Origin of the sequence: Meiothermus cerbereus, assembly GCF_051297115.1 — a bacterium.
Classification (GTDB): domain Bacteria; phylum Deinococcota; class Deinococci; order Deinococcales; family Thermaceae; genus Meiothermus; species Meiothermus cerbereus_A.
Window position 1 is genome coordinate 1 of sequence record NZ_JBEVAL010000001.1, and the last position, 25,562, is coordinate 25,562.

Consider the following 25,562-nt stretch of genomic DNA (forward strand, 5'->3'; position numbering starts at 1 on the left):
GCTTGACGCTCGTGCCAGGAGAAAAGGTGGCCCTGTTGGGGCCTAACGGATCTGGAAAGACCACCCTGGTGAGCTTAGCCCTGGGATTGTTACGCCCCCATGCGGGCCAGGTGCAGCTGTTTGGCGAGAGCCCTAAATCGCTCAGCGCCCGCAGTCGGTTGGGGGTCATGTTGCAATCAGCCGCCATCCCCCCGACCCTGGGGGTGCGCGAGGCGGTGGAGCTCTTCCGCAGCTACTACCGCGACCCACTCTCTTTGGCCGACACGCTCCATCTGGCGGGGCTGGAGGGCCTCGAGGAGCGCTGGTATGGTCGTCTCTCCGGAGGGCAACAGCGGCGGGTACAGTTTGCCCTAGCCATCTGCGGCAATCCAGAGTTTCTCGTGCTTGACGAGCCCACCGCGGGCTTGGACCCGGATTACCGACGGGCTTTCTGGGAGTCCCTACACGTCTGGATGCGAGGGAAGACCCTGCTCTTCACCACCCACTACCTTGACGAGGCCGACCGCTGGGCTGAGCGGGTCATCGTACTTCACAAAGGACGGGTGCGGGCTGATGGGCCCGTGCAGCGGGTGAAATCGCAGGTGGCGGCCAAGGTCATCCGCTTCCGCAGCCACGTCGGCTCTACAAGCTTCGAAGGTCTGCCCGGCATACTCCAGGCTTCTGTGGTGGGGGATTATATCGAACTGGCTACCGAGCGGCCTGAGTCGGTCATTCCCCAGATCCTAGCCGTCGATCCCAGCCTGTGCGACTTGGAGGTGCGCGAAGCGGCGCTCGAGGAGGTGTTTCACGAGCTGATCCGGGAGCAAGTTTAACTCTGTCCGTGATCCTGCTGCTAGGCGCCCACATATGCCTCCGTGTGCTACCTCATCACTCCACCCCGGCCATCTTCAGGAGCACCCGGCTGCGAATCAGGTTGTGTACCGGAAGGATGAGATTGACCCGGGCCACCAGGCCCCAGTAGAAGCGGGCTTCTACCCGGTGAAGCCCCAAAGACCGCACCATCACGCTGAACCGGGTCTCGATCCAGTTGCATACCCTTCCCATCCACCCTTTCCACCCCGCCTCCACCACCTTCCCTCCCCTGAGCCGGCAGGGCGGGGTCGTGTAAGGAACTTTGTGTAAGGGTTTGTGTATGAATGGGGGTACCAGGTGAGAAGGGAGGTACCCCGTGGGGTCGTGTAAGGAATTTTGTGTAGGGGTCTGTGTATGAATGGGGGTACCAAAGCTGGAAAGGAGGTACCCCGTGGACCAGGATACCCTGCGGAGCTTGCTGAGGGAAGCGGTGCAGGAAACGGTGGGCGAGATCCTGCAGATGCTCATGGAGCTAGACCGTACAGCCTTCCTGCGGGAGCACGGCGGGCGCAAAAACGGCTACTACCCCAGGAGGCTGGAAACTACCTTTGGGCAGGTGGAGCTAGCCATCCCCCGGGACCGGGAGGGCCGGTACTACCCTGCCCTCCTAAAACCCTACGCCCGCCGCATGGTGGACCTGGGGGAGGTGGCCGTGGCCCTTTACGCCGCCGGGCTCAGCCAGCGCAAGGCGGCAGAAGTGATGAGCCTGCTCTTGGGCCACCGGTACTCCCACGAGACCTTGAGCGCTCTGACGGACGAGGTCTTGGAGGCAGCGGCAGCCTTCCGCAGACGGCCTTTGCCCGAGGAGATGGCCTTGGTCTACCTGGATGGGCTTGCCATCAAGGTCTTGAGGGAAGGGGAGGGGGTGGTACGGGAAACCGTGTACGTGGCCCTGGGGATCACCCCGAGCGGGGAAAGGCGAGTTTTGGGATTCTGGCTCCTGCCCACAGAGAGCGCCACCGCTTGGGAAGCGGTTTTGAGGGAGCTATGGGAGAGGGGCCTGCGGCGGGTCTTGGATGGCCTGTCCGGGATGGAAGAGGCGATCCGCTGGCCCAGTGGCAGCGGTGCGTGGCGCATAGGGTGCGCTCCAGCCTAGCCCAGGGGCGTCTTCGGGACCGGGCCTGGCTGGCCCAGGACCTGAGGGGGATCTGTAGGGCAAGGAGCCGGGTGGAAGCCCAGACTTGACCGCTATGCCGCATAGAGCCCCAGGAAGCGCAGGGCGGAGAGGGGGTTGAAGGAGAAGATTTCTAGGGCTGCCTTCTTCTCCCTCACCCCCTCTCGGTGAAGCATGGAGACCAGGAAGGCCCGCAGCACCGCTAGCACCCACGCCCCCACCCCCCGCACCTGACAGGCATCCTCCCGGCTGTCGCCGCGAAACCACGCCTCCCCAAAGCACACGTCCCGCACCCAGAAAGACCGGTTCTCCACCTCCCAGCGGGAAAGCAACAGGCTCCCCAGCCGCTTTGCGTCCGCTACCTCCGGCCCCAGGCTGGTGAGGGCGTAGCTCACCGTCCGCCGCACCTCCCCCGTCCCCTTGTGCCTCACCTCCCGCCAAAGCCGCACCACCTGCCTGGCCCCAGGGAAGGCCCGCACCTCTTCCGGCAGGTAGGGGGAAGCCCAAACCCGGTAGGTCCACACCTCCCCGTCCCGCACCCCACTCCAGGTCGCCTCCGTCTCCCCGGGAAGACGCCTCCCCGCCATCCCCTTGAACACCTCCAGGGCCCACTCCAAAAGTTCCCCCTGGTTCCCCTTCAGGACCAAGAGATAGTCCCCCCTTTTTTCCGCACCCGGGCCGCCACCTCAGGGTACAGGTACCCCGCGTCCCCCACCACCACCTTGCCCTCCAGCTCCCTCGCCTCCAAACGGTCCAGAAGCTCCAGGAAGGCCTTCTCCTCCCTCCCTTCCGCCCGGGCCTGGGCCAGGGTGGTATGGAGGTGCAGGGCCAGGACCTCCACCAGCTTGACCTGGGGGCTTTTCCCCTTGCCGCTTCCCCGCAGGTGCTTCCCGTCCACCACCAGGACCTCCCCAAGGTCGGCTTCGGGGAAGACCTGGCCAAGGGCCGCCTGGAGCTTCTCAGGATCCAGGCGGTGACTGCTTCTCCGTCAGGAGAACACCTTGAGGAGAAGGGTGATGGCGGTGTGGCCTGGGGCCTTGCGCAGGCCCAGGTGGGGCAAGAGGTGGGGGTTGGCGCGGGCAAAGCGTTCCACGCCGCGCAGGGAGTCCACGCGGCTCAGGAAGGCCACCAGGATGAGGGCCAGAAGGCCCCAAAGGGGGTACTGCCGGTTGTGGGCCCGAGGGTCCGGGACCTGGGATAGCGCCTGGCGCAGAGTCATGATCTTTCTCTACCCCAAGGGCTGTATATCGGTCAAGTCTGGTGGAAGCCCTTGGGGCTTTGAGGTCTGGGGGGCCAGGTACCCTTCCCTGGTGGGAGAACTCGGGGGCTCTTTTGCGCCCTGAGGTGCTCTGGCCTTATTTGCGGAGCACCAACCTGATGGAGCGGTTTATCCGGGGGACCAAGGTGCGGGACCACAGGTTTCCCAAGGAGGAGGCGGTGTACAAGCTGCTTTACCTGGAGTCCGAGAGGCAGGAGGGGAGGTGGGCGGAGCGGAGGCTCAAGGGTTTTGCGGAGGTGCAGGAGGTGCTGGAAGGGATGCTTCGGGAAAGGTATGCCTCTCGTACACAGACGCTTACACATAGATCTTGACACGACCCCTATTCGCGTACTTGAGACAAGCTTGCTCAACTCAAAACTTGCACCTCCCGCATACGCTGCATAACCCCCCACCTCCCCCCGGCGGCCACAGGCCCAGGGTATGGAGTTCCAGCAGGACAACCCGGACCAACAGGTCCGGCAACAAAACCCGCGCGGCCAGCACCCCCGCCTCCCGCCAGGTGAGGCCCCCCTCCCCCTCCACCCGCACCCAGTGGGCCAACAGGTAGGCCAAAAGGGAAAGCACCAGAAACCGGTGGACCCCTACCGCACTCCGCTGCCCAAACTGCCCCAGGGAAAACTCGCTCTTCATCGCCCGGAAAAAGTGCTCAATGGCGAACCGCTTTCTCCCCCAAACCAGCATCGTCCGGGCCGTGGCCACCCCATACCGCCATTCCCACCCGCCCCCGGGCAGAGGGTAGCGGTAGCGGAAGGCCCACACGGGGAAAGAGAGCCCCCTCAGGTAGACCCGGCCCCCCTGGCGCCTGAGCTGGGCCAGATGACCCCCTCCCCGGAGATGCCGGTCCCGGCGTACCCCCACGATAGCCTCCAGACCCATCCTCCTCACCCCCAAAAGGAATCGGGAGGTGCCAAAGGCGGTGTCGGCCACCACCCGAAGGCGGAAGGCTCCCTTCAGCCAAGGGGGTAGGGAGGAGAGCAGACGAAGCGCCAGGAGCGAAAGACTTTTCTCTCCCTTCCCCCGCCACAGGCGGTAGGCCCAGGGGATGCGAAGGTCTCCATAGACGAGGTAGAGGACCACCAGGTGGAGGCCCCACTGGCCGTGGAAGAAGGAGAGGGGGAGATGGGGGAAGCGTCCGCGTTTCTCTAGGGTGACCAGGTCCAGGACTACCAGAAGCCTGGGCTTGGGTCCCCCTCGTCTTCTGGCCCCCTCCAGAGCTTTCTCGGCCTCCCTTCTGGTAAGGCGGATGAGGGCGCGGGTGGGCCAGGGGTAGAGGTTCAGAAAACGGGAGAGGGCGGAGGGGGACTTGGTCTGGCTGTGCTGGGGTCTAGCCTTGCCGTGGCCTTGGAGGAGGAGGAGAAGCAGAGCCTTGAGGGAATCCCGGAGGTAGGGGCTTGGCAGAAGGGCCAGGATGCGGGAGAGTAACACTTGGGCTGCCCTTTGCATGGCACCCGTCATCTGACGGGAAACCGGCAGCCCCTTTCAACTGGTCCCCCCGCATAAATCTGAGGCCGGGAGCATAGGTGCAAGTTTTGAGTTAACCTATGATCCGGAGTCGGGGCGAACAGCCACCATTCAGGTGATTGTTCGCCCCGACCGAAGGGGATCGTTCACTTCTCGTTTTCCTGCAGCGACAAAAAGGCAAAGGCCGCGATAGTATTTCTTTAGAAAGGAGATATATGCTCAGCAAAGCGCAAATCGCCTACCTCCACGAGGTTATAGCGCCACACGCCGCACCGCTGCTCTCCTTGTATCTGGATGTAAACCTTGCCAACCCCGACAACAGTGGCAAGGCCTACGTGCTGCGGGCCAAGGAAGCCATGGAACGCTCAGGGGTTCCGCAGGCCCTTGCCAGGAAGGTGCTCGAGCGCCTCCAGCACTACATTCCCCAGGGCCGTACCCGTGTTCTTTTTGTCGCAGAAGACCTGTTTGAAGACTTCCACCTGCAGGTCGAGCTGCCTTTGCTCGAGCCCCGTGCGGGGGTGGAAGCGCACTGGGGCGCGCCCTACCTGGCCCCGCTGCTGCTAGCCCTGGACGAATATGAGCGCTACGGTGTGGTGCATATGGATCAGGAGCACCTGCGCTTGTTTGAGGTTTTTCTGGGCGGGATTGAAGAAGTGGCCGATGCCTTCAGATTGCTCGACACCCACAACTGGCGCCACCTGGGCGAAGACCGCACCGGCACGCCTGGGCGCAGCGCCTCGCCAACTGCCAGCGATGCGGGGGTGCCGGCGCGCGGAGGTTCGGGCAAGGACCATTTCCGTCGGCGGGTAGATGAGTGGAGCCTGCGCTTCTACCGTGAGGCTGGGATCCTTTTGCAACAGCAGGTGGACCAGCGGGGCTTGCAGCGGTTGATTTTGCTGGGAGTGCCCGAGGAAGCCCAGCTAGCCCTGCCGCAGCCGGTGGCCGAAAAAGTGGTGGCGGTGCTGCCCCCTTTGCACGCCTCTAACCCCAGCCCGGCTGAGATTCTCAAGGCTGTGGCCGCTACCATCGAACAGGTGGAGCGGCGGGGGGAGGAGGCCTTGCTGCTGGAAGTGCGCGAGAAGGGGGTGGGGGGCCTCGATCATGTGCTGAACCTGTTACAGGAGGGGCGCTTGCAGTATGTGCTGGTGCCCTGGCACCTTCAGGAAAAAGCCTGGCGCTGTCCCGATGGCTGGCTAGGCACCAGCCCCCAGGCCGCCCAAATCCACTGCCCCGGTCAGCCAGTAGAAGAGGTGGAACTCAAGCGGGTGTTGCCCGAGCTGGCAGCGCAGTTTGGTTCCCGGCTCGAGTTCGTTCGGGCCGAAACCGAGCAGCGCTTGTTTAGCGAGCTGGGTGGTCTGGCCGGTATGCCCCGCTGGTAGTTGGCTGGCTGTGGCCGGCCTCAGAAAGCACCTGCTGTGCAGGGAAGCATCGGGGGGCTATGGCCGGGTGCCTACCAGATACACCGCCCCCCAGGCTTTATAGCGGCTCTCGAGCACATCCTGCCGAACTGCCCCAGTTTGCAACCGCACGGTTCGGTAAACCCGCACCCAGGCACCCTCCGCGGCAAAGTCAATTTGCCGGCGGTATCCGAGGGGCAGGGTGGCGTCGTAGATGTAGCGGGTGGGCAGGGGAGGGGTGCGCCACAGAACAACCGGGCCTTGCCAGGTTACCTCGCGGTCTTTGCTGCCGAAAAGGCGAAAAATCAGGTCGTTTCCCTGGACTGAGGTCTGGATGAGCAGATGACCAGGGGTATCGTTTCTGAAGCGTAAGTCCCTGGTTAAAGCGACGGTAGCGTCCAGGCCGGTAGGTTTGTAGTAGCCCACCTGATAGCTATGGGGGTAGCGTTCCACGATGGGCAGGCCAGCGAAATAGGCGGCCCTGAAAAGGGTGGTGCTGACCTGGCAGACCCCACCCCCCACATCCCATACGGTCTGGTTGCCCCGGATGACCCAGGCTCTCTGATAGCCAGCCGCCGCGGTTACAGGCCCCAGGGTGCGGTTGAACGAAAAGACTGTCCCGGGTGGGATTTGCACCCCATCGAACTTGGAAGAGGACAGCCGGATGTTGTGAATCCGACTGGGCGGCGAACCGGCAAAGCCGGTGCGTCCTTCGCCCACCAATTCCAGGATGCCACGCTGCCACAGGTCGTGCACACTGGGTCTGGGCGGCTCCAGGGTTACCGGCAGCACAAACTCACGCCTGCCGACCTCGAGCGCAGCCCGGTAGGCCAGCCGAACCGCCTTAGAATCCAGGCGATAACCCGTTTTTTGCACCGCAATCCAGCCCTTATGGGGGTCGAAGACGAAGCGGGCCGGTCGTGCGGGGCGGTTTAGCTGACCAACCAGCAGCTCGAGTTCGGCCTCGTTTTGTACGGGGTAGCGCTGGGTACCCACATACTCCACCACCCGCCCTTGCTCCAAAACCTGATCCCGCACCACCAGAACGGCATCCGGCCCGGCAAAGGCCAGCGAGAACAAGCCGAGTGTGGCAATTAACCCCCGCATGAGGCCCTTCCTAAAAGGTAGCTACAAGCTAAACCGCCAGGGTTACTGGAGCATTACCTGGCCCGGCCAGGGTCTGGAGGGGGCGCTTGAACGCTGGGCTTTAGCCGCGCAGCAGGCGCACGGCCTCCACGATGGCTTTGGTGTCCCCTTGGCCTTTGGCTAGATCGGCCCGGCACTCCTCCAGGTAGGCTTCAAAGATGAGCTCGCCGGTGGCTTCCAGGGCGCTTTTGACTCCTGAGAGCAGGGTCAGAATCTCGCGGCAGTCGCGGTCTTCTTCCACCATCTTTTGCAGGCCCCGCACCTGCCCCTCCAGCCGCTTGAGCCGGTTCAACACGCGGGTACGGGCCTCGAGGTCATTTTTCTTAACAGTGCGCATGGTGTATCCCTAGGGGGTATCGTACCCCATGCGCCTGCTTCTTCCAACGGGTGCAAGCGGAGGCTGCCATCTACAGGCAAACCGCCCTACTGAAGCTGCCGCAAAAGCTGCTCGAGCTGGGCCCGGTTGACTGGCCCCAGGTGGCGGGCCAGCACCTGCCCATTGGAGCCAATCAGCAGGGTGGTGGGCAGCCCGCTCACCTGGAAGGCCCGCTGCAAGCCCGCACTGTCCAGGAAAACCCGCGCCGAAAGCCCGGTCTGGGCCATAAAGCCCTGGATGGCCCCTACGTCCTCGCCAGCGTTGAGCAGCACGATGGGGTAGCCTTTTTGCTGGTACTCCACCAAAAGCGGCATCTCGGCCCGGCAAGGGGGGCACCAGGTGGCCCAGAAGTTGAGCAGCATGGGCCGGGGTAGCTGGTCAAAGCGCACCTCGGTAGGGCGGCTTTGGGCGGGCTCGAGGTACTGCACCATGCGGCTGGCGTGCTCGGGCGCAGCGGAGGATAGGGTGGGCCGGGTCAGGCTAAACTGCACCCCCAGGGGCAGCAAGGCCAGCGCAAGCGCAGCCCCCCCCGGCAGCAAAAGCCGCGGGCTTTCCTGGCGCAAGAGCAGCGCTGCGGCCAGAGCCCCCACCGGAAGCCCCACCCACCAGTTCCAGCCCCCGCTGCGGATGTCCAGCGTGCCCAGCAGGGCGGCCTCCAGGCTGGGCCAGGTGGAGAGGTGCGCCACCGTATAGCCCACCCGGGCTGCCAGCAGCGTGGCCAGCAGCACCCACCAGGCTTTACTTTCTACCCCCTGCCGTGCCGCCAACCAGGTAAAGGCCAGAATTCCAATCAACAGGGCCAGGTTGGGCCAGCTCAGGGCCAAAGGGCCCAGCAAAAGGGCGTCCGGGCTTAGCTTCATCGGCTATACACCACCCATCCCAACGCCAGCAGCGCCACCCAGGGCATCACCCGGCACAGCGAAAACCCCCGTAGCCTGCAAGCCAGGCTGCTGCGCAGGCGCTCTATGCCAACTTTTGCGAATCGCGTCATATCCGGGGACATTATACCCCTGGGGGATATAAAGCGCAAACGGATTTGGCGGAGAAAATAAAAAGGGGCTTCCATTGCTGCCCCAAAAAAAGCACCTGCCAGACGCTCGAGCTTTTAGCGCATCTCTGCGGTGAGGGTAAAGGTGAGGGTGGCCCCACCTTGTAGCCGTAGCGTCAGGGGCACCTTTTGCCCTTCCTGCAAGGGGCGGGGGTTCTTCTCGCGCAGGCCATAAAGCATCAGGTGGTACTTGCCGGGCAGGATTTCCAGCCGACCCCGGGCGGGCACGGTGAGGAACTCCACCCGCTTCATGGCCGAGATATCCTGGTGGTCGTTGTGGCCGGCGTGGGTGGTCTGGTGAAACTCCACCCGTGTGGCCACAGGGGTGCTGGCCCCCACAATGCGAATGGGTTGATTGGTGGGGTTGTAGAGCACCAGGTAGGCCGCGGTGATGTTGCCCGGTACCCGCCTGATCCAGCCCTGCTCGAGCTTCAGGGTAGGCTGGGCCTGAGCCAGACCTGCCAGCACGAGGAGCATAGTGAGAAGAAACCTTTTCATACGCATTATTTTGCGGGTGGACGCGCTATGTATATGTAAGAAGCCGTACAGCCAGGTCTATCTATCCCGTCTTGAAAAGCGCCAGCCCGCGCCCAGGAGCCCGGCCCCAACCGCCAGCAGGCCTGCCCAAAGCGGGAGCAGGCCGCCGGTATAACCCAAAATCTCCTTGAGCAAATACCCCGTGGGCCCCACCAGCACCGGGGCCCCCAGGGCATACAAAAGCCCCACCCGAAAAAGCTCCAGTGGGTTCAGGAGCACCGCCGCCAGCAAAAACCCTTCCAGCGGGTACTCTCTGAGCGCCACCGCCACCCCCACCACCAGGGGGTCGTAGGCCAGCACCAGGAGGCCCCAGACCAAGAGACCCACCCCCAGCGCCCGGGCGGGCTCGAGGCCTGCCCCCACCCAGCCCGCCAGGGCCACCCAGAACCACAGCAGGCCCAGCCCGCTTAAGAGCAGGAGCATCGCCGCCTGGCCCCCCATCCCCAGGAGCCCTGCTGCCAGGGCCAGCCCCCCCAGAATGGGCAGGCTCAGGCCCAGCCCCACCCCCAGCACCCCACTCAGGTAGAGCCGGGCCGGGCTCTGGGGCATCCCGGCCCAGAAGGCCCAGTCTTCCCGCGCGGTGAGGAGGGGCACCGCCAGGGCCAGCACCAGCGGGGGCAACAACAGCGCCAAAGAAGCAAAAAGCGAGACCACCGCCACCGCCTCCCCCCGGCCCTGGAAGGCCAGGGCCAGCAGGGGCAGCAGCAGCAGCGGGGCAAAGGCCCAGGTGTTGCGCAGCAGGGCCTTGGCGTAGAGGGGCAGGAGGGCCATGCTTACCTTCCGTAGCCTGGCACCCAGGCCTGTTTGCGGCCCCTGGTAAGGAGCTCGTTCCAGCGCAGTTTTTCCCCCTGGTGCTGGGGGCGCTCTCTCAGGTAGGCTTCCAGGCCCGCGGCAGTGCCAAAAGCCAGCAAGCCCACGCCCATAGGGGTACGGATGCGCTCGCTATACAGGAAATGGGCCTGATTGACCGGGATAAAGCGGGCCTCTTTGCGCTCGGAGGTGGCAAAGTCGGCCACATAAAGTTCTTTTGGGGTGGCTTTGGGGCCCCCATACCCCAGGATGTGGTCGAGCAGGCAGCCCACGTCGTCGTAGGCATAAACCTTGCCGGTGGAGGTGATCATCTGGGCTGCATAGCGGGCATCCAGGATGGTCATGTTGCAGTAGGGGCAGGCCTCCAGCCCTACCCGCAGCGCTCTAGGGGCAGCCAGAGCCGGTTGCAGCACCCCAAACCCCAGGGGTAGGGCCAGCAGACTTTTGATAAGGGTACGTCGTTTCATTGGGGGTTCCTCCGGGGGCTGGGGGTGACAGCTCGCCCCCCAGCCCCAAATGTCCACGCTTACTTCAGCAGCCCAGCGTGCCTGGCCAGAAGGTTCACCAGGTTCATCTCCGGCAGAGGGGCCAGGTCTACCAGGGTCTGCCAGTCCAGCAGGCGGGTGCGCCCCAGGTCGGGGATGGTGCGGGCGAAGGTCATGGCGGCTTCGGCGCTCCTGAAGGCGGCAATCTTGGCGTCCATTACCACCCAGCCGCGCTTTTCTCCCCACAGGTACACCGCCTGGCGGGCCGGAAGCAGCTTAACGGCGGCAGGGCCTTTGGCAGGGTCGTAGGCCCCCCGGTCGGTTACGTAGAAGGTGCTGCCCACCCCGTCGCGCAGGCCGTAGACCCAGGCGTAGTTCACCATACAGGCAATGGACTCGAAGTGGTGGGCCTCCTTGCCTTTGGCCGCTTCTTTGAGGGCAATCTGGCTGTAGGTCTGTTCGAAGAAGCCGGGGGCAAAGGTGCGGCCCATAAAGGCCCCAGGGGCCGGGGTCTTGAGGGGCATCTCGCAGAAGTCGCAGGTGCCCTGCTCCCAAGGGATGGCCCTGGCCGCGATGGTCTCGAGGCTGGCCGGCATGGGGGCCGGCTGCATCTGCTGGGCCAGCACCTGGGAAAGCGCGCCTGAAGTGCCCAGAGCCGTAAGCATCTTCACCACTTCACGACGGTTCTTGTGCATAGTTCAGACTCCCTTTTGCGATCACCTGACCGTTTTCCAGGTGCAAAAATTGCTCGGCCAGGCGCGAGATTTCTTCCTGCCGGTGGGCCGATAGAATCACCAGTCCGCCTGTGGTAAGGTGCGCCGATAGCCAGTCCTGCAAGCGGTGCAGGCCCTCGCTATCCAAAGCCGAGGCCGGTTCGTCCAGCAGCCACAGGGGCGGGTAGCCCATGAGTCCCGCGGCCAGGGCCAGCCGCTGCCGCCACCCCCCCGAGAGCTGGGCCACCGGGCGCTTCAGGTGGCCGGCCAGGCCCATGCGCTCCAGGGCCTCCTCCTTGTCGGCTGGGCTGGCTCCTTTGAGCCACCGGGCGGCTTCTAGCACCTCTTCCACCCGCAGGGTGGCTGGGAAGGTCAGGTGCTGGGGGATGTAGGCCCGGACTTTGGCCGCCCCCAGGCTTTGGGGGTGGTATCCGAAGAGCCGCACCGTGCCACCATCGGGCCTGAGCCGCCCGGCCAGCAGGCCCAGGAGGGTGCTCTTGCCCGCCCCGTTGGGGCCCAGAAGGGCCAGGCTGCCCGCCTCCAGGCGCAGGTCAATACCGGTCAGACGCCCCTTTTTGTACAGGCCTACCACCTCAACCATAGACCCCCCAACAAACTCAAAAAAGCCAGCCCCAGCCAGCCGGGCGCTACCCCAGCGGCGGGTGGCGCCGCCGGACGGGCCTCGAGGTCGGCCAGAGCCAGTAGGCGCAGACCCGGCACCCTGGCCTCGACGGCCTCCCAGAGCATCACCCCCGGCGAAAGCGCAAAGAGGCTCAGGTCGGGCTGGCGCGCACTCAGCAGGGCAAAGCTGCTGCTGGGCAGGTGGGGAATGGGCAATGGCGCGGCGCGGTCGAAGGCGTTGCCCTTGAGCACCACCCGGGCCCTGGGGTCGTCCACGGCGAGGTCGTGGAGGTTGCCCACGAAGGTATTGCCGGTAGCGGCGAGGGTGTTTTGGTCGGTGTCGCGGGCAAAAAAGAGGGCGGTGCCGTTGCCGCTAAAGCGGTTGGCCTCGAGCCGGGTGTCGCGCGAGTCCAGCGACAATAGCCCAATGGTGTTACGCGCAAAATGGTTATCCCGCAGCACGGTTTTCCACTCCTCCTGTAACAACAGCCCGTAGCGCAAGGGGCCCACCTCTTCGGCAAACAGGTTGGACTCCACCCGGTTTTCGGCCCCGTGCATGATGGCCGAGCCCACCCGGTTGCCCTGGCTGTGGTTGCCCCGCACCTGGGCCTGGTAGGTGAACATCAGGTGCAGGCCGTAGCGCGCTGCGCCCTCGAGCTGGTTGTGCTCCACCACCACCCGCTCGCCGTATTCCACATAGAGATTGTCCAGAAAGCCCTCGATGCGGTTGCCCCGCAGCACCACCCCGTCGCTGCGGTAGGACTGGAGGCCGGGGGCAGCCAGGGTGCCCAGGAGGGCGCAGCTCTCCACCACGGCCCGGCTGGACTGCTCCACCCGGATACCCCCCGTAGCGCCCTGGGCCCGCAGGCCCCGCACCACGCAGTCTTCGCACCTGTATAAAACCACGGCGGCATCGGGCTGGTAAAAGTCGTCGCCGGGGCCCACATTACGCACCTCGAGGCCCTCCACCACAATGCCGGGCGCAGAGAGGGTGAGTGCGCTGCCCTGGCCGCCCCCATCCAGCACCGCACCCGGACGGGCCAGCAGGCGCACCCCAGGGCTTGTAATCTCCCAGGGGCCACGGTAAACGCCCGCCTCGAGCACCACGGTCTGGCCGGGGGGCAGGGGGGGTAGGGGGGCAGGGGGATACAGTACCAGCATGGCTAGGTAAGGCGGCGGCGGGGGTTTGGGCCGACTGAAAACCTACTGCACATACCAGCGCCAGCGGCTATAGGCCACCTGCGCACGGTATGGCTGCGTTTAGCCAAGCTGGGGCGGCCCCCGGTTGAGCCGGGGGAAGACCGACTCTAGGGAGGGCTGGGCGGCCTCGAGCGGCCACAGCCTTTCCCCGATTTGCAGCACTGGCTGCGGAAGCGCAACGAAGGGCGGGGCCCCGTCGCTGAAGCCCCCCATCACACAGAGGGGGCAGTGGGGCTGGTGGGTATGGGTGGGGGAGGGGGTGGATGGGGCCTGCGAAGACCCTGCAGGGGAGGTGCAGAGATCCACACCCGGCAAGAAGTGCACCGGCAAGGCATGGCTCTGCGGGTCGCGCAAAGCGTACTGGCTCGAGACCAGCAGCACCAGCCCTGCCAGGAACAAAACCCAGAGGGCACGGCGGGCTTGGGCCGGGGCGGCGGACATAGATAAACCAGTATAGCCAGGCCCCCCGTAGGGGCAAACGTCCCGGAGTACATATCCCCCAGGGGTATGTTATACTGACCCATGAAGGGCCAGCCTTATGCTGGCGCAAGGAGACTTTACTATGAGCCAACTCTACGACGTGGTGATTATCGGGGGCGGCCCCGCCGGGCTGACCGCAGGCATCTATACCGGACGGGCCAACCTGAAGACCCTCATCCTGGAAAAAGGCCTGCCGGGGGGCCAGATTGCCCAGACCGAAGAGGTAGAAAACTACCCCGGCTTCCCCGAGCCCATCACGGGGCCTGAGCTATCCGAGCGCATGGTGCAGCAGGCCAAGCGTTTTGGCGCCGAGATTGTGATGGACGAGGCCCAGGGCGTAGAGCGAACCCCAGAGGGCTTTGTGGTGCGGGGCTACGAGCAAGACTACCGCGCCCGCAGTGTAATTCTGGCTACCGGGGCCAACCCCAAGAAGCTGGGCGTGCCGGGCGAGGAGAAGTTTTATGGCCGGGGTGTGAGCACCTGCGCGACCTGCGACGGCTTCTTTTATCGGGGCAAGGAAGTGGTGGTGGTAGGTGGGGGCGATGCAGCGGTGGAAGAGGGCCTTTTCCTCACCAAGTTTGCCAACAAGGTCACCCTGGTACACCGCCGTGACACCCTGCGGGCCAACAAGACCGCCCAGGCCCGGGCCCTGGCCCACCCCAAGATGCACTTCATCTGGGACACCGTGGTCGAGGAGGTGCTGGGCGACGAGACCGTGACCGGGGTTCGTCTCAAGAACCTCAAGACCGGCCAGGTCTACGACTACCCCACCGATGGGGTCTTCGTCTTCATCGGGCACGAGCCCAACACTGGCTTTTTGCAGGGGGTGGTGGAGCTCAGGCCCGACCGCTACGTGGCAGTGCGGGACGAAATTTTTACCTCGGTGCCAGGGCTTTTTGCTGCGGGCGACGTGGCCGACCCCATCTACCGTCAGCTTTCCACCAGCGTGGGGGCCGGTACCCGTGCGGCCATGATGGCCGAGCGCTACCTGGCCGAGCAGGAACACGCCGCGGTGCACTAGGAGGCCCTTATGGAAGCAGCTCTAGCAGCGCCCAGCGTGCGCTACTTTAACCCGGCCTGGTTTGCCACGGTGATGGGCACCGGTGTGCTGGCCCTGGCCCTGGCCCAGTTCGGCCTGGTCGGGCTGGCCCTGCCGGTCTACCTGCTGGCCCTCCTGGTCATGGCGGCGCTCCTGGCGCTCTACCTGACCAAGCTCCTGCGTTTTCCCCAGGCGGCCCTGGCTGACCTACAGCACCCCCTTTTCTCCCAGATGCTCCCCACCCTGCCCATCGCCCTGCTGGTGCTGAGCCTGGCGACCCGTGCGCTGCCGCTAGGGCCATGGTCGATCCCTTTGGGCCAGGGGCTTTTTCTGCTGGGGACGCCCTTGATCTTTGCGGTGGGCCTGCTGGTGGTCTATACCGTGAGCACCCGGCTTAAGCTGCCGCTCGAGGCCGCCAACGGGGCCTGGTTCATCCCGCCAGTCTCGGCCCTTTTGGTGCCCATGGCCGGGGGGCTCTGGCTTTCCAGTTTTCCCCAAGTCTGGCAGAAAGAGCTGTGGGTGCTGAGCGGGCTTTTCCTGGGCATTGGGTTTTTTTTGTTTTTGTTCGTGCTACCGAGTTTTTTACAACGGCTGTATGGGTACGGGCGGCTCGAGCCCCACTTTCTGCCCTCGGTCTTTATCGGGCTGGCCCCGGTGGGTCTTTTGGTGCTGGCGCCCTGGCGCTGGCTCGAGGGCGGGGCGCAGGTGGGGCTGGTTCCTCCGGGCTGGGTTGAAGCCTGGCCGGTGGTGGGGCTGGCCGTCTGGGGCCTGGGGCTTTGGTGGCTGGCCTTGAGCCTGCTTTTGCTCCTGGATACCCTGCTGGTAGAGAGCCGCCGGGCGCAGTTCCACTTTGCCCCCGGCTGGTGGGGGCTGGTCTTCCCCCTGGGGGCTTTCACCCTGGCCACCCTGGCCCTCTTTAGGGGTTTGGACTCGGCCTTCCTGGGCGGGCTGGCCTGGGTGCTGCTCCTGCTGCTGGGCGCCTTCTGGCTGTGGGTCACTCTCTACTCCCTGCGGGCCTGGGCCGGCCTGGGTGTCCTGCGCCCACCCAAAGGCTAGTGGGTAACACTTTTGTGACAATTGTTTGCCGCGCATTTTGGTATATTCCCCACTTGGTATGAGACTTTGGTTCCTTACTCTTCCCCTGCTGCTGGGGCTGGCGCTAGCCCAGCCCTTTCGCGTAACCGATGCCACGGGCCGCGAAGTCGAGGTCAGAAGCACCGAGCGTATCGTGAGCGTAGGCGGCTCCATCTCTGAGATTCTGGACAAGTTTGGCCTCACCGAGCGCATTGTGGGGCGCGATACCGGCTCGTACATTCCGGCGGCTCTCTTGAAGAAGCCCGATGTGGGGCTGTTTTTCCGCCTGAACGCCGAAGCCTTGCTGGCCCAGCGGCCCACCCTGGTGCTGGCGGTCTCCGAAGCGGGCCCCCCGCCGGTGCTGGCCCAGCTGCGCCAGGCCGGCGTGAGCGTGGTGCTGGTACCCGACGAACCTACCCCGGAGGGGGTCAAAAAGAAAATCCGCACCATTGGGGCTGCGGTGGGGCAGCCGGCACGGGCCGAAGAACTGGTACGGGCCCTCGAGCGCGACCTTCTGGCCTTGCGCTCCAAAACCCGGGTGCGCCGGGGTGAGCCCTTGCGGGTGCTCTACATCTACCCGCGCGATCCCCGCAACACCTTTGTTTGCGGCGAAGAAGCCAGCGGCGCAGGGCTGATTACCCTGGCCGGGGCCCAGAATGCGGTCAAGACTGTGCAGGGGGCCGGTGCGGTGCGGGGCTGCGTGAACATCACCGCCGAAGCGGTGGTGGCAGCCCGGCCCGAGGCCATCGTGGTGCCCTTCTTCCCCGACCAGCCCTTTAGCTTCGAGAACATCCTGCGCCTGCCGGGGGTGGCCGAGACCCCTGCCGGCCGTAACCGCCGGATTGTGGCCATGGACGTGACCTACATCTCGGGCTATGGCTACACGGCGGGCCGGGCGGCGCTCGAGCTCCACCAGGCCCTCTACGAGAAAACCGGCCCGGTGCGGATTAACCACCCCAGCTTCAACCCCTGATGCCCCCCAGCACCTTTAGCCGTCGGCGGCTCTTGTTTGTAGTCCTGGCCCTGCTGCTGCCCGCCAGCCTGCTGCTAGCGGCGGCCAGCGGGGCCTACCACATTCCCCCCCTGGAGATTCCCCGGGTGTTGCGGGAGGGGCTCGAGGGGGCTTCGGTCTTGCTCAACATCCGCTTTCCGCGGGTGCTCCTGGCTGCGCTGGTAGGGGGCACCCTGGCCCTTAGTGGGGCGGTGCTGCAGGGCCTTTTGCGCACGCCCCTGGTGGAGCCCGGCCTGCTGGGCCTGGGGGCCGGGGCGGCTTTGGGCGCGGTGCTCTGGCTGGCTTTTTTTCCCCTGGCCGCCTGGGGCCTTCCCCTGGCGGCGGCTCTGGGGGTGCTGGCAACGCTGGCCCTGCTGCTGCGCCTGGCGCCCGCCGGGGGCGAACAGACCGGGGTGCGGTTGCTGCTGGTGGGCCTGCTCTTGACCACCATTCTGAACGCCCTGGTGGGGCTTTTGCAGTTTCGCGTGGGCGACCCCCAGGGCCGAAGCCTGACCTTCTGGACCCTGGGGGGCTTCGGGGGGGCCGGCTGGGAACTGCTGGCCCTGACCGCCCCCCTGGCCCTGTTGAGCACCCTGGCCCTCCTGCGGCTGGGCCGGGCCCTCAATGCCCTTACCCTGGGCGAAGAGGAGGCTTTCCACCTGGGGATTGGGGTGGCGGCCCTGAAGCGGTGGGCCTTGCTGCTGGTAGCCCTGGGGGTGGGGGCAGCCGTGGCGGCAGCGGGAAGCATCGCCTTTGTGGGCCTGCTGGTGCCCTGGCTGCTGCGGGCCTGGGGTGGGGCCGACCACCGCTTTGTGCTGCCGGCGGCCTGGCTTCTGGGGGCCAGCCTGACCGTACTGGCCGACCTGGTGGCCCGCACGGCCCTGGCCCCGGCGGAACTGCCGGTGGGGCTGCTCACCACGCTTTTAGGCGGGCCGCTCTTCTTGCTGCTGTTGGGGCGGGAGGGCTGGCGTGGCTAGCTGGCTCGAGGCGCACGCACTTGGATTCCAGCGGGCAGGCCGCTGGCTGCTGCGCGGGGCTTCGTTCAGCCTGGAGCCGGGTTTTTGGGGCATTTTGGGCCCCAATGGGGCAGGCAAGAGCACCCTGTTGCGGCTGCTTTCGGGCGAGTGGCCCCCCAGCGAGGGCAGCATAGTGCTCAAAGGGGTGCCCCTAAAGCGCTACACGCCGGCCCAACTGGCCCTGGAGCGGGCTTTTTTGCCCCAGCAGCGCAGCCTGGCCTTTCCCTATACGGTGCGCGAGGTGGTGGCCCTGGGCCGCCTGCCCCACCAGCAGCGCCGCTCCGAAAACCCCACCGACCGGGAGCGCATCGCCTGGGCGCTGGAGCAAACCGGCGCCCTTCCGTGGGCCAACCGGCCCTATTTCTCACTCTCGGGGGGCGAGCGCACACGGGTCGACCTGGCCCGCGTGCTGGCCCAGGAGACCCCCATCCTGCTGCTGGATGAGCCCACCAACCACCTCGACCCCCGCCAGCAGCTCGAGGTACTGGCCCTGGCCCAGCGGCTGGCACGGGAAGGCCGTCTGGTGCTGGCCGCCCTGCACGACCTGAACCTGGCGGCTTTGTTTGCCGACCAGCTTTTGCTCCTTAAGGAGGGCCGCCTGGTTGCCGCTGGTACGCCAGAAAAGCTGCTCCGGCCCGCTTTGTTGCAGGAGGTCTACGGGGTGCCCTTCGAGGTGCTCGTTCACGCCGGTCGGCGGCTGGTGCTGCCCAGCTTCGAAGCTGGCTGAAGGTGATCTCACCCGCTATCGCTCTGGCTCACTACATCAAGGGAACCATCCAGCGAGATTTCATTTATTCAATAAGCATTATTTATCAAAAGAACTAAAACCGAGCTTGATAGTTTTGGATTGCTGCAGCTAGACTGGCCCCCATGATTCACTTTGTGAAAGGAGACACATGTCGAGCGCCCTGAGCGCAATCGCGGCCCAGGCCACCAGGCTGCTCCTTCATGCCCGCCTGCTGGATTCCTGAAAGTTTGCCGCTAAAGTATTGTATTATGTTGCCGCCCGACGACGCCCTGAGACAGGAGCTGCACAACGAATTGCATGCCCGGCCCACCGTGCGTATTCAATTGCCAGCGCTGGTGGTGCAGGTAGCGGTGCTCAACGAAGGGGTCTCGCGTGAGCAGGAGCTCGAGCACCTGCGCCGGCTCAGCGGCCAGGGTGAGCTGCACCTCGACCAGCTCGCCGGCACTTTTTTGCGGCTGCGCCTAGCGGGCGGCACCCTCAAGTGGGAGCGGCACACCGAGTTCACCAGCTACACCCTGATCCAGCCGCTGCCCCGAACCGAACCGAGCGAAAACGGGCTTCTGGGTGGCCTGGTTCTGGACCCCCACTGGCTCAAAAACATCCCTGGGCGCACCATCACGGCGGTCGAGCTGCTGATGCTGGTGGGCGAGGTGGAACCTCCCTCCAAGCCCTTGGAGCAGGCCCAGGCCTGGTTTGGCGGGCAGACGGTGGTGGCTTCGATGCTGGGCCGCAACGGCCATAGCTGTGCGGTTACCGATTTTCGCCTGCGCCCGGACGGCTTCGAGCGGATGGTGGTGGTGGCTCCTTCCAGCACCAGTCCGGTTCGGGCCGGTCGGATTGCGGCGCGGCTGCTGGAGCTCGAGGCCTACCGCATGATGGCCCTGCGGGGCTGGCCGGTGGCCCGCTCCCTGCGCAGCATGCTTCAGGAAGCCGAGCGGAACCTGGCCGGCATCACCAGCGAGATGCAAAGCTCGGCCCGCTCCGATCAGGAACTCCTGGACGAACTCAAGGCCCTGGCCGCCCAGGTCGAGCACGCCATGGCCCAGCACGGTTATCGCTTTGCGGCCAGCGCCGCCTACCAGGGCATCGTACAGGCCCGCCTGGCCGAGCTGCGCGAGGGCCCCATCTCCGGAACCCAGACCATCGGGGAGTTTCTGCAGCGCCGCTTTGCTCCGGCTATGGCCACGGTGGAGTCCACCGCCCAGCGGCTGGCGGCCCTTTCGCAGCGCATCGAGCGGGCCGGGGGGCTGCTGCGTACCCGGGTGGACATCGCCTTAGAGCAGCAAAACCAACAGCTTTTGGCCAAGCTCTCCCGAGGCCAGGAACTGCAACTTCAGCTCCAGCGCACGGTGGAGGGCCTTTCGATTGCCGCCATCACCTACTATGTGGTGGGCCTTTTGAACTATCTGGCAAAGGCCGCCAAAGAGGCGGGCTGGCCGGTTCAGCCCGAGCTCTTTACCGGGCTTTCCATCCCGGTGGTGATGGCCGGGGTCTGGTGGCTGACCCGCCAGATCCACCACCGCCTGCTGGCCTCCCAAAGCAGAGCCAAACCACTCACGCCCCAACGGTCGGAGTACCGTCCGGAGTAACTGCGGGCCATGCTGGCTGCCTGTCTGCTGCTGGCGACCCTGCACAACAGCGCGTTGTTTGCGGGGGCAGAGGGGGTCTGGGTGGGCCGGGCCTGGGTGGAAGGGCGGCGGCTTCAGGCCCTGGTGGTGACGCCGCAGGGGGCCCACACCCTGGGTTTTGCCGAGACCGACGAAGGGCTATATGGCCTGGCCCAGCGCCCCGAGGGCTGGGTGGCGGTGGGTTTTAGTGGCGAGGGGGGCCTGGTGGTGCGGCTGGATCGGCGGGGGAAGCCGGTGGTGGCGCACCGGGTGGGGAAAGGCCTGCTCTGGTCTACCGATGGGGAGTATGCCCTGGGGGGGCTGCGCGGACCCGACTGGGACGCCTGGGTGCTGCGCCTGGCAGACCGCAAAAGCTGGGTGTACCCGGCCTCGGGGGATGCCTACGCCTACAGCGGCTTTGGCACCTCGAGGGGGCTCTGGGTGGTGGGGCGGACGGCGGGGCCGGGGGGGTTCGACGCTTTCTGGATGCGCCTCGACCGGCAGGGAAGGCCGGGCCCGGCCTGGCGCAGCAACTTTCCCGGCAACGACTACCTGCGCTTTGTGGGGCCCGGCCTGGCGCTGGGGCGGGCCGAACAAGAGGGCGACTCGGAGGGGCTATTGCTCTGGCTGGACACCGCTCGAGCCGAGCTGTGGCGCAGGCCGGGGCTCGACTATTTTCGCATGTGGCGCGACTACCCCACCGGTCGGGTGCTGGTGGGCGAGGCCGAGGTGGCAGGCGAGCGGCGAGGTTTGTGGGTAGGGTCAGGGCGGGCGGTGGCACTGGGGCCGGGGCTAGGCTCGCTGCGCTTTTTGGAGCCCCAGGGGCCGCGGGCGGTGGGTTTCAGCTACGGCTACAGCCCCGAGGGCCAGGGCTGGATTACGCGGGGCAGTGAACTGGGCCAGCAGCTACAGTACCGCAAGGAGCCCCTTGTTCTGAGGCCCATGCCGCTCAATTGGCGAAGGGAGGAGGTGCGCCTGGTCTGGGAGCCTTTGCCGCCGCCAGCGCCTTTTGCGGGCAGGCTCGAGGCCTGTCCGGATAAAAACAACCGCTAGCGCTGGAGTGTGGCTATCGCACTCTTCACAGACGTTGCCTCCCATCCGGGAGGCAACTGTACTGTGCAGGACGACGCAATAAAGTTTTTGAGCGGCTCAATAATTGTGAAGAGCGCTCTAAGCACACCCAGCAATCAGGAGACCAGCATGTTCCGCAGCGTCTCGGCAGCAGGGTTGCCGGTCTCGCTGGGGTAAAACAGCCAGAAAAGCCGCCGCAGCTCCATGCCCTTGATGCGCAAGGCCCGCAGGTTGCCCACCTTTAGGTTGGGCCGCACCACCACGCTGGAAACGATGCCCACCCCGGCCCCCTCGAGCACCAGCCGTTTGGTTACCTCGTGGTTGTCGGTGTAGAAGACCGGGTTGACCTCGAGGCCGGCCTGCTCCAGGGCCGACCCCAGCACCCGGAAGGTCATGGCCCCTGGCTCCCGCACAATCAGCGGAACTTCGGCCAGTTGCTCGGGGGCGATCTCTTCTTTTTTGGCCCAGGGGTGCTCTGGCGGCACGATGACCACCAGCTCATCCTCGTAAAAAAGATGCCGCTGAAAGCCCTGAAAGTGCTCCACCGCCTCCACCACCGCCAGCTCGATCTCACCCTGCAATAGCCGCCGGGTGAGCTGCTCGGAGCTGCCGCTCTCCAGCTTGATGCGGATCTCGGGGTACAGCCGCTTGAACTCGGTCAGGTAGCGGGGCAGCACGTATACCGCTATGGTGGTCGAGGCCCCAATCTCCACCCGTCCGCGCTCGAGGCGCTCTAAGGCCTGGGCCGCCTGCACAAACTCTTCCAGTGCCTGTACCGCCCGACGGGCCTCGGGCAGCAGGTCCTGCCCGGTTTTGCTAAGTACCAGCCGACGGCCCTGGCGGTGAAAAAGCGGACGGCCAATCTGCTGCTCTAAAGCCCGCAGGTGCTGGCTCACCCCCGGCTGGGTCATGCCTAAGCTCAGGGCGGCGCGGCCCACACTGCCCTCCTGCACCACGCATAAAAACACCCGAAGGGACTGGGGGTTGGGAAAGGGGCGACGCTCAAGCATAAGTAGATATTATCAAATGCCTGAAAAATGAGCTTCCACTGTTTATGCCCAGACGGTGCTGTCCACCGCCGGAGCAGACCTGCAGGGGTGACGGCAGTGCAGGCGGTAAAGGCCCTGGGTGGGGGTGTGGCGCGATCCTTAGCGCAAGAATACAGTGCCCAGCGGGTCTACACCCCCGCCAAAGACACCCACCGCTGCAACCAGCATCCGACGGGCATTTTTTGCGTGGTGTGCGCTGCCGTGACCAGCACGCCACTGGCCTGGGTCTGCTGATGCACGGCCACACCGGCAGACTGGGCTACTGCCTGGAGAAGCTGTGCCCCAGAAGCGATCTTTACTAACCCAGCGGGTTATCGCGTATTATCTGGTACATATGCGCGCGCTTGCTATTCTGAAGGGGGCCCTCAGCTATGCCTAAGCTGCTGGTGGCTCCTTCCATCCTTACCGCCGACTTTGCCCGCCTGGGCGAGCAGATCCGGGAGGCCGAGGCGGCGGGGGTGGACTGGATTCACCTGGACGTGATGGACGGGCGCTTTGTACCCAACCTGACCTTTGGCCCGCTGGTGGTGGAGGCCATCCGTAAGATAACCACCCTGCCCCTGGACGTGCACCTGATGATTGTGGAGCCGGAGCGCTACCTGGCCGATTTTGCCCGGGCCGGGGCCGACTGGATTACGGTGCACTATGAGGCCACCCCCCACGTCCACCGGGCGGTGCAGCAGGTCAGGGAGCTGGGCAAAAAGGCTGGCCTGGCCATCAACCCTGGCACACCCCTGGAGGCCCTGCTGCCCTTGCTGCCCGAGCTCGACCTGGCTCTTCTGATGAGCGTGAACCCCGGGTTTGGCGGGCAAAAGTACATCCCCGCCAGCACCGAGCGCATCCGCCGGCTTAGTGGCCTGCGCCAGCAGCTAAACCCGGCCTGCCTGATCGAGGTAGATGGGGGTATCAAGCCCGAGAACGTGGCCGAGGTATTCCGGGCCGGGGCCGACGTGGTGGTAGCAGGCAGCGCCTTGTTTAATGACCGGCCTGTGGCCGAAAATATGGAAAAACTGATGGGAGAGGTATATGCCGCTGGCCCCAGGTAAAGATGTTCTCGACAAAGCTCGCCGTGAAGGCTACGCTGTACCCAGCTTCAACACCAACAACCTCGAGATCACCCAGGCCATCCTCGAGACCGCCGAGGCCCTCAAGGCTCCAGTCTTCATTCAGGTCTCGGATGGGGCCCGCAAGTATGCGGGGCTGGAGAACCTATCTAACCTGGTGCGCGATATGGCCAACCGGGTGAGTGTCCCGGTGGTCTTGCACCTCGACCACGGGGCCGATTACAGGATGGTTTTGCAGGCCCTCAGGGCTGGGTTCACCAGCGTGATGATTGACGCCTCGCACCACCCCTTCGAGGAAAACGTGCACGAGACCAGAAAGTGTGTGGAAGCAGCCCACGCCGTAGGGGTCAGTGTGGAGGCCGAGCTGGGGCGCTTGCAGGGCATCGAGGACAACATCGTGGTGGATGCCAAGGATGCTTTCCTCACCGACCCTGACGAAGCTGCCCGCTTTGTCGAGGCCACCGGGATCGACTACCTGGCTATTGCCATTGGTACTTCCCACGGGGCCTACAAGGGCAAGGGGCGGCCCTACATTGACCACGTCCGCCTCGAGCAGATCGCCCAGAGGGTGAGCATCCCCCTGGTGCTGCACGGCTCCTCAGGGGTACCGCAATGGCTCAAGGACAAAATGGCCGCCACCGGAGCCGACCTGGGCGACCCCACCGGCATCCACGACGAGGACGTAAAGAAAGCCATCCCCAATGGCATTGCTAAAATTAACATCGACACCGACCTGCGCCTGGCCTTTACCGCCGGCATCCGCGAGGTGGTGGTGGGCAACCCCAAGGAGTTCGACCCCCGCAAGATTCTGGGCGCGGGACGCGACTACCTCAAACAGGTCATCAAGGAGAAGTTCGAACTGATGGGCACGGTGGGGCGGGCTTGAAACGGTTGGAACAGCTAATCCAGTCGGTGCTCTGGAGTGCCCGCTGGGTGATGCTCCTGCCGGTGGTGGGGCTTCTGGCGGGGGCTATCTACTTTGCGCTGCAGACGGGGCTCGAGGTCTGGCGGGCGCTGGGCTCGGGCAGCCTGGAAAAAGCCCTTCCCCTGATGGTGGGCGCGCTAGACCTGGCCCTCTTGGCCTCGGTGCTGATTATCTTTGCCCTGGGGCTGTACGAGCTTTTCATCGCCGAGGTCAGGCAGCCCGAGGGTGGCCTCAACAACGTGTTGATTGTTAAAAGCCTCAACGACCTCAAGACTAAACTGGGTCAGGTCATTCTGATGATCCTGATCGTAAAATTTTTCGAAAAAGCCCAGGCTTTCTCGCCCAAAGCGGCCCTCGACTTCCTTTTCTATGCTGGGGCGGTGGCGCTGCTGGGGGTGGCCTTATGGCTGGTGCAGGCCGAGAAATCCAGCAAATAACCTTTGGTTATCCCTCAGATAACCAAAAGAAGCTTGCAAATCGGTTTTTTGGGCTCATACTATAGGCTGGAGGTGATACAGCTTGATCAAGCGTAATATTTCCCTACTTGTTTCCTCGACTGTGCTGCTGTTGGGCCTGGGGGTGTTTGCTTCTCAGACAGCAGCAGCCCAAACCACTCCCCTCTACGCCCAGTGCCAGGGCTGCCACCAGCCCACCGGCGCCGGAATTCCCGGGGTCTTCCCCCCGCTGGCAGGCCATATACCCGAAGTTCTGGCTGTTAAAGGTGGTCGCGAGTATCTGATTCAGGTAATGCTCTATGGTCTGCAGGGCCAGATCACCATAAAGGGCGCCAAGTATCAGGGTGTAATGCCTGGCTACGCCCAACTCAAGGACGAAGATATCGCCGCCCTGCTGAACCACATTTCCACCCAGTGGGGCAACAAACTGCCAGCTGGGCAGAAAGCCTTCACTGCCGATGAGGTCAAGGCCCAGCGTGCCAAAACCATGACGGCAGCTCAGGTGCTTGAAGCCCGCAACAAGCTGGGCCTTAAGTAAGCCGATAAAATGGGGCACCCAGGCCTTAGGGGTCTGGGTGCTTTTCTTGTCAACGGCAAAGCCTTGTCGCTTGCTGTGGCTACGGCAGGGTCATCGTAAATTCTTTTGCCTTATGGAAACCTCGCCTGCAGAATGGATGGAAGAAGTGCCCACACCCTGCCGGCTCAAATGATTTTGCGCAGAATGGTGGCAATCTGACCCTTGCTAATTTCCGCATCGCCTGCTGCGGCCTGGGCTTCCCAGGCATTCAGGTACTCTTCCAGCACCACGCTGGCTACCGAGTCCATGGCTTTGCGGGTTGCGTTGATCTGATCCAGCAACTCGCTAAAGGGTCGCCCTTCCTCGGCCATGCGTTGCAAGCCCCGCACCTGCCCCTCGATGCGCTTGAAGCGCCGGATGATGCCTTCCAGGGTTTCGGGGTCAGTGAAGGTACCGTCTAGCTTGGGTTTACCAGTGCTCATCTGCC

28 protein-coding genes and 4 pseudogenes are annotated in these 25,562 nt (G+C 64.7%); 16 read left to right on the forward strand and 16 right to left on the reverse strand.

Going from position 1 to position 25,562, the window contains the following annotated elements:
• The coding region (locus ABWU19_RS00005) for an ABC transporter ATP-binding protein (protein ID WP_435899750.1) at window positions 1-812 on the forward strand (812 nt) is incomplete at its 5' end.
• A 55-nt stretch (window positions 813-867) separates the two neighbouring features.
• Here ABWU19_RS00005 and ABWU19_RS00010 read toward each other — a convergent pair.
• A pseudogene (locus tag ABWU19_RS00010) lies at window positions 868-1,101 on the reverse strand (transposase); the annotation flags it as partial.
• A 109-nt stretch (window positions 1,102-1,210) separates the two neighbouring features.
• On the opposite strand from ABWU19_RS00010, the pseudogene ABWU19_RS00015 reads away from it, so the two are divergent.
• Window positions 1,211-2,028: pseudogene (locus tag ABWU19_RS00015) on the forward strand (IS256 family transposase); the annotation flags it as partial.
• A 12-nt stretch (window positions 2,029-2,040) separates the two neighbouring features.
• Here the strand turns inward: ABWU19_RS00015 and ABWU19_RS00020 are convergent.
• Window positions 2,041-3,185: pseudogene (locus ABWU19_RS00020) on the reverse strand (ISAs1 family transposase).
• Between the two features lie 17 nt (window positions 3,186-3,202).
• Between ABWU19_RS00020 and ABWU19_RS00025 the strand changes: the two are divergent.
• Window positions 3,203-3,556, forward strand: a pseudogene (locus ABWU19_RS00025) (IS256 family transposase); the annotation flags it as partial.
• A 40-nt stretch (window positions 3,557-3,596) separates the two neighbouring features.
• Here the strand turns inward: ABWU19_RS00025 and ABWU19_RS00030 are convergent.
• Entirely contained in the window at window positions 3,597-4,688 is a 1,092-nt protein-coding gene (locus tag ABWU19_RS00030) for a transposase (RefSeq protein WP_435899751.1), read from the reverse strand.
• 233 nt (window positions 4,689-4,921) lie between these two features.
• Between ABWU19_RS00030 and ABWU19_RS00035 the strand changes: the two genes are divergently transcribed.
• Window positions 4,922-6,085 carry a VLRF1 family aeRF1-type release factor gene (locus ABWU19_RS00035; protein WP_435899752.1) on the forward strand — a complete coding sequence of 388 codons (1,164 nt, stop codon included), beginning with the start codon at window positions 4,922-4,924 and terminating at the stop codon, window positions 6,083-6,085.
• Window positions 6,086-6,142: 57 nt separating this feature from the next.
• Here the strand turns inward: ABWU19_RS00035 and ABWU19_RS00040 are convergent, their stop codons facing one another.
• From ABWU19_RS00040 to ABWU19_RS00090, 11 genes are all read right to left on the reverse strand, one after another.
• On the reverse strand, window positions 6,143-7,210 hold the full coding sequence (locus ABWU19_RS00040; RefSeq protein WP_435899753.1) for a VanW family protein: 1,068 nt from the start codon (window positions 7,208-7,210) through the stop codon (window positions 6,143-6,145).
• Window positions 7,211-7,310: 100 nt separating this feature from the next.
• Entirely contained in the window at window positions 7,311-7,586 is a 276-nt protein-coding gene (locus ABWU19_RS00045) for a metal-sensitive transcriptional regulator (RefSeq protein WP_435899754.1), read from the reverse strand.
• 86 nt (window positions 7,587-7,672) lie between these two features.
• The gene (locus ABWU19_RS00050; RefSeq protein WP_435899755.1) at window positions 7,673-8,485 is read right to left on the reverse strand and encodes a redoxin family protein; all 813 of its coding nucleotides are present in this window, start codon (window positions 8,483-8,485) and stop codon (window positions 7,673-7,675) included.
• Window positions 8,482-8,616, reverse strand: a complete 135-nt coding sequence (locus ABWU19_RS00055) for a hypothetical protein (protein ID WP_435899756.1) — start codon at window positions 8,614-8,616, stop codon at window positions 8,482-8,484. The genes ABWU19_RS00050 and ABWU19_RS00055 overlap by 4 nt, the downstream gene beginning before the upstream one ends.
• Window positions 8,617-8,730: 114 nt before the next feature.
• The gene (locus ABWU19_RS00060; RefSeq protein WP_435899757.1) at window positions 8,731-9,171 is read right to left on the reverse strand and encodes a copper chaperone PCu(A)C; all 441 of its coding nucleotides are present in this window, start codon (window positions 9,169-9,171) and stop codon (window positions 8,731-8,733) included.
• A gap of 57 nt (window positions 9,172-9,228) precedes the next feature.
• Complete coding sequence (locus ABWU19_RS00065) at window positions 9,229-9,981, reverse strand: hypothetical protein (protein ID WP_435899758.1); 753 nt, start codon at window positions 9,979-9,981, stop codon at window positions 9,229-9,231.
• Window positions 9,982-9,983: 2 nt separating this feature from the next.
• Entirely contained in the window at window positions 9,984-10,487 is a 504-nt protein-coding gene (locus ABWU19_RS00070) for a nitrous oxide reductase accessory protein NosL (protein ID WP_435899759.1), read from the reverse strand.
• 59 nt (window positions 10,488-10,546) lie between these two features.
• Window positions 10,547-11,200, reverse strand: a complete 654-nt coding sequence (locus ABWU19_RS00075; RefSeq protein ID WP_435899760.1) for a nitrous oxide reductase accessory protein NosL — start codon at window positions 11,198-11,200, stop codon at window positions 10,547-10,549.
• Window positions 11,181-11,819, reverse strand: coding sequence for an ATP-binding cassette domain-containing protein (locus tag ABWU19_RS00080; RefSeq protein WP_435899761.1), 639 nt, complete (start codon window positions 11,817-11,819; stop codon window positions 11,181-11,183). The genes ABWU19_RS00075 and ABWU19_RS00080 overlap by 20 nt, the downstream gene beginning before the upstream one ends.
• On the reverse strand, window positions 11,804-13,000 hold the full coding sequence (locus tag ABWU19_RS00085) for a NosD domain-containing protein (RefSeq protein ID WP_435899762.1): 1,197 nt from the start codon (window positions 12,998-13,000) through the stop codon (window positions 11,804-11,806). Before ABWU19_RS00085 ends, ABWU19_RS00080 begins: the two co-directional genes overlap by 16 nt.
• 99 nt (window positions 13,001-13,099) lie before the next feature.
• Window positions 13,100-13,480 (reverse strand): DUF2946 family protein, encoded by a 381-nt coding sequence (locus tag ABWU19_RS00090; protein WP_435899763.1) that lies wholly within the window; start codon window positions 13,478-13,480, stop codon window positions 13,100-13,102.
• Window positions 13,481-13,601: 121 nt separating this feature from the next.
• On the opposite strand from ABWU19_RS00090, the gene trxB reads away from it, so the two are divergent.
• The 7 genes from trxB (at window position 13,602) to ABWU19_RS00125 (ending at window position 21,047) form a co-directional block, all read left to right on the forward strand.
• Entirely contained in the window at window positions 13,602-14,540 is a 939-nt protein-coding gene (gene trxB / locus ABWU19_RS00095) for a thioredoxin-disulfide reductase (protein WP_435899764.1), read from the forward strand.
• A gap of 9 nt (window positions 14,541-14,549) precedes the next feature.
• Entirely contained in the window at window positions 14,550-15,614 is a 1,065-nt protein-coding gene (locus ABWU19_RS00100; RefSeq protein WP_435899765.1) for a C4-dicarboxylate transporter, read from the forward strand.
• A gap of 58 nt (window positions 15,615-15,672) precedes the next feature.
• Window positions 15,673-16,605, forward strand: coding sequence for a heme/hemin ABC transporter substrate-binding protein (locus tag ABWU19_RS00105; protein ID WP_435899766.1), 933 nt, complete (start codon window positions 15,673-15,675; stop codon window positions 16,603-16,605).
• Entirely contained in the window at window positions 16,605-17,600 is a 996-nt protein-coding gene (locus ABWU19_RS00110) for a FecCD family ABC transporter permease (RefSeq protein WP_435899767.1), read from the forward strand. The genes ABWU19_RS00105 and ABWU19_RS00110 overlap by 1 nt, the downstream gene beginning before the upstream one ends.
• Window positions 17,593-18,366, forward strand: a complete 774-nt coding sequence (locus tag ABWU19_RS00115) for a heme ABC transporter ATP-binding protein (RefSeq protein WP_435899768.1) — start codon at window positions 17,593-17,595, stop codon at window positions 18,364-18,366. The genes ABWU19_RS00110 and ABWU19_RS00115 overlap by 8 nt, the downstream gene beginning before the upstream one ends.
• A 269-nt stretch (window positions 18,367-18,635) precedes the next feature.
• The gene (locus tag ABWU19_RS00120) at window positions 18,636-19,976 is read left to right on the forward strand and encodes a DUF3422 family protein (protein ID WP_435899769.1); all 1,341 of its coding nucleotides are present in this window, start codon (window positions 18,636-18,638) and stop codon (window positions 19,974-19,976) included.
• Between the two features lie 9 nt (window positions 19,977-19,985).
• Complete coding sequence (locus ABWU19_RS00125; protein WP_435899770.1) at window positions 19,986-21,047, forward strand: hypothetical protein; 1,062 nt, start codon at window positions 19,986-19,988, stop codon at window positions 21,045-21,047.
• Between the two features lie 134 nt (window positions 21,048-21,181).
• Here ABWU19_RS00125 and ABWU19_RS00130 read toward each other — a convergent pair whose 3' ends face one another.
• Complete coding sequence (locus ABWU19_RS00130) at window positions 21,182-22,075, reverse strand: LysR family transcriptional regulator (protein WP_435899771.1); 894 nt, start codon at window positions 22,073-22,075, stop codon at window positions 21,182-21,184.
• Between the two features lie 126 nt (window positions 22,076-22,201).
• On the opposite strand from ABWU19_RS00130, the gene ABWU19_RS00135 reads away from it, so the two are divergent.
• The 5 genes from ABWU19_RS00135 (at window position 22,202) to ABWU19_RS00155 (ending at window position 25,096) form a co-directional block, all read left to right on the forward strand.
• On the forward strand, window positions 22,202-22,348 hold the full coding sequence (locus ABWU19_RS00135; protein WP_435899772.1) for a hypothetical protein: 147 nt from the start codon (window positions 22,202-22,204) through the stop codon (window positions 22,346-22,348).
• Window positions 22,349-22,485: 137 nt separating this feature from the next.
• On the forward strand, window positions 22,486-23,160 hold the full coding sequence (rpe, locus tag ABWU19_RS00140) for a ribulose-phosphate 3-epimerase (protein ID WP_435899773.1): 675 nt from the start codon (window positions 22,486-22,488) through the stop codon (window positions 23,158-23,160).
• The gene (gene fba, locus ABWU19_RS00145; protein WP_435899774.1) at window positions 23,141-24,064 is read left to right on the forward strand and encodes a class II fructose-1,6-bisphosphate aldolase; all 924 of its coding nucleotides are present in this window, start codon (window positions 23,141-23,143) and stop codon (window positions 24,062-24,064) included. Before rpe ends, fba begins: the two co-directional genes overlap by 20 nt.
• Window positions 24,061-24,540: a YqhA family protein gene (locus tag ABWU19_RS00150; RefSeq protein ID WP_435899775.1), complete on the forward strand. Its 480-nt coding sequence runs from the start codon at window positions 24,061-24,063 to the stop codon at window positions 24,538-24,540. Before fba ends, ABWU19_RS00150 begins: the two co-directional genes overlap by 4 nt.
• Window positions 24,541-24,622: 82 nt before the next feature.
• Window positions 24,623-25,096, forward strand: a complete 474-nt coding sequence (locus tag ABWU19_RS00155; protein WP_435899776.1) for a c-type cytochrome — start codon at window positions 24,623-24,625, stop codon at window positions 25,094-25,096.
• Window positions 25,097-25,260: 164 nt separating this feature from the next.
• Here the strand turns inward: ABWU19_RS00155 and ABWU19_RS00160 are convergent, their stop codons facing one another.
• Window positions 25,261-25,557: a metal-sensitive transcriptional regulator gene (locus ABWU19_RS00160; protein ID WP_435899777.1), complete on the reverse strand. Its 297-nt coding sequence runs from the start codon at window positions 25,555-25,557 to the stop codon at window positions 25,261-25,263.
• Between the last annotated feature and the right edge of the window lie 5 nt (window positions 25,558-25,562).

Coding starts and splice junctions, on each gene's coding strand:
- ABWU19_RS00085 (WP_435899762.1), bottom strand. CDS start 13,000: ATGCTGGTACTGTATCCCCCTGCCCCCCTACCCCCCCTGCCCCCCGGC.
- ABWU19_RS00120 (WP_435899769.1), top strand. CDS start 18,636: ATGTTGCCGCCCGACGACGCCCTGAGACAGGAGCTGCACAACGAATTG.
- ABWU19_RS00040 (WP_435899753.1), bottom strand. CDS start 7,210: ATGCGGGGGTTAATTGCCACACTCGGCTTGTTCTCGCTGGCCTTTGCC.
- ABWU19_RS00100 (WP_435899765.1), top strand. CDS start 14,550: ATGGAAGCAGCTCTAGCAGCGCCCAGCGTGCGCTACTTTAACCCGGCC.
- ABWU19_RS00125 (WP_435899770.1), top strand. CDS start 19,986: ATGCTGGCTGCCTGTCTGCTGCTGGCGACCCTGCACAACAGCGCGTTG.
- ABWU19_RS00030 (WP_435899751.1), bottom strand. CDS start 4,688: ATGCAAAGGGCAGCCCAAGTGTTACTCTCCCGCATCCTGGCCCTTCTG.
- ABWU19_RS00065 (WP_435899758.1), bottom strand. CDS start 9,981: ATGGCCCTCCTGCCCCTCTACGCCAAGGCCCTGCTGCGCAACACCTGG.
- rpe (WP_435899773.1), top strand. CDS start 22,486: ATGCCTAAGCTGCTGGTGGCTCCTTCCATCCTTACCGCCGACTTTGCC.
- ABWU19_RS00105 (WP_435899766.1), top strand. CDS start 15,673: ATGAGACTTTGGTTCCTTACTCTTCCCCTGCTGCTGGGGCTGGCGCTA.
- ABWU19_RS00160 (WP_435899777.1), bottom strand. CDS start 25,557: ATGAGCACTGGTAAACCCAAGCTAGACGGTACCTTCACTGACCCCGAA.
- fba (WP_435899774.1), top strand. CDS start 23,141: ATGCCGCTGGCCCCAGGTAAAGATGTTCTCGACAAAGCTCGCCGTGAA.
- ABWU19_RS00070 (WP_435899759.1), bottom strand. CDS start 10,487: ATGAAACGACGTACCCTTATCAAAAGTCTGCTGGCCCTACCCCTGGGG.
- ABWU19_RS00080 (WP_435899761.1), bottom strand. CDS start 11,819: ATGGTTGAGGTGGTAGGCCTGTACAAAAAGGGGCGTCTGACCGGTATT.
- ABWU19_RS00055 (WP_435899756.1), bottom strand. CDS start 8,616: ATGACGCGATTCGCAAAAGTTGGCATAGAGCGCCTGCGCAGCAGCCTG.
- ABWU19_RS00110 (WP_435899767.1), top strand. CDS start 16,605: ATGCCCCCCAGCACCTTTAGCCGTCGGCGGCTCTTGTTTGTAGTCCTG.
- ABWU19_RS00035 (WP_435899752.1), top strand. CDS start 4,922: ATGCTCAGCAAAGCGCAAATCGCCTACCTCCACGAGGTTATAGCGCCA.
- ABWU19_RS00050 (WP_435899755.1), bottom strand. CDS start 8,485: ATGAAGCTAAGCCCGGACGCCCTTTTGCTGGGCCCTTTGGCCCTGAGC.
- ABWU19_RS00090 (WP_435899763.1), bottom strand. CDS start 13,480: ATGTCCGCCGCCCCGGCCCAAGCCCGCCGTGCCCTCTGGGTTTTGTTC.
- trxB (WP_435899764.1), top strand. CDS start 13,602: ATGAGCCAACTCTACGACGTGGTGATTATCGGGGGCGGCCCCGCCGGG.
- ABWU19_RS00060 (WP_435899757.1), bottom strand. CDS start 9,171: ATGAAAAGGTTTCTTCTCACTATGCTCCTCGTGCTGGCAGGTCTGGCT.
- ABWU19_RS00130 (WP_435899771.1), bottom strand. CDS start 22,075: ATGCTTGAGCGTCGCCCCTTTCCCAACCCCCAGTCCCTTCGGGTGTTT.
- ABWU19_RS00075 (WP_435899760.1), bottom strand. CDS start 11,200: ATGCACAAGAACCGTCGTGAAGTGGTGAAGATGCTTACGGCTCTGGGC.
- ABWU19_RS00045 (WP_435899754.1), bottom strand. CDS start 7,586: ATGCGCACTGTTAAGAAAAATGACCTCGAGGCCCGTACCCGCGTGTTG.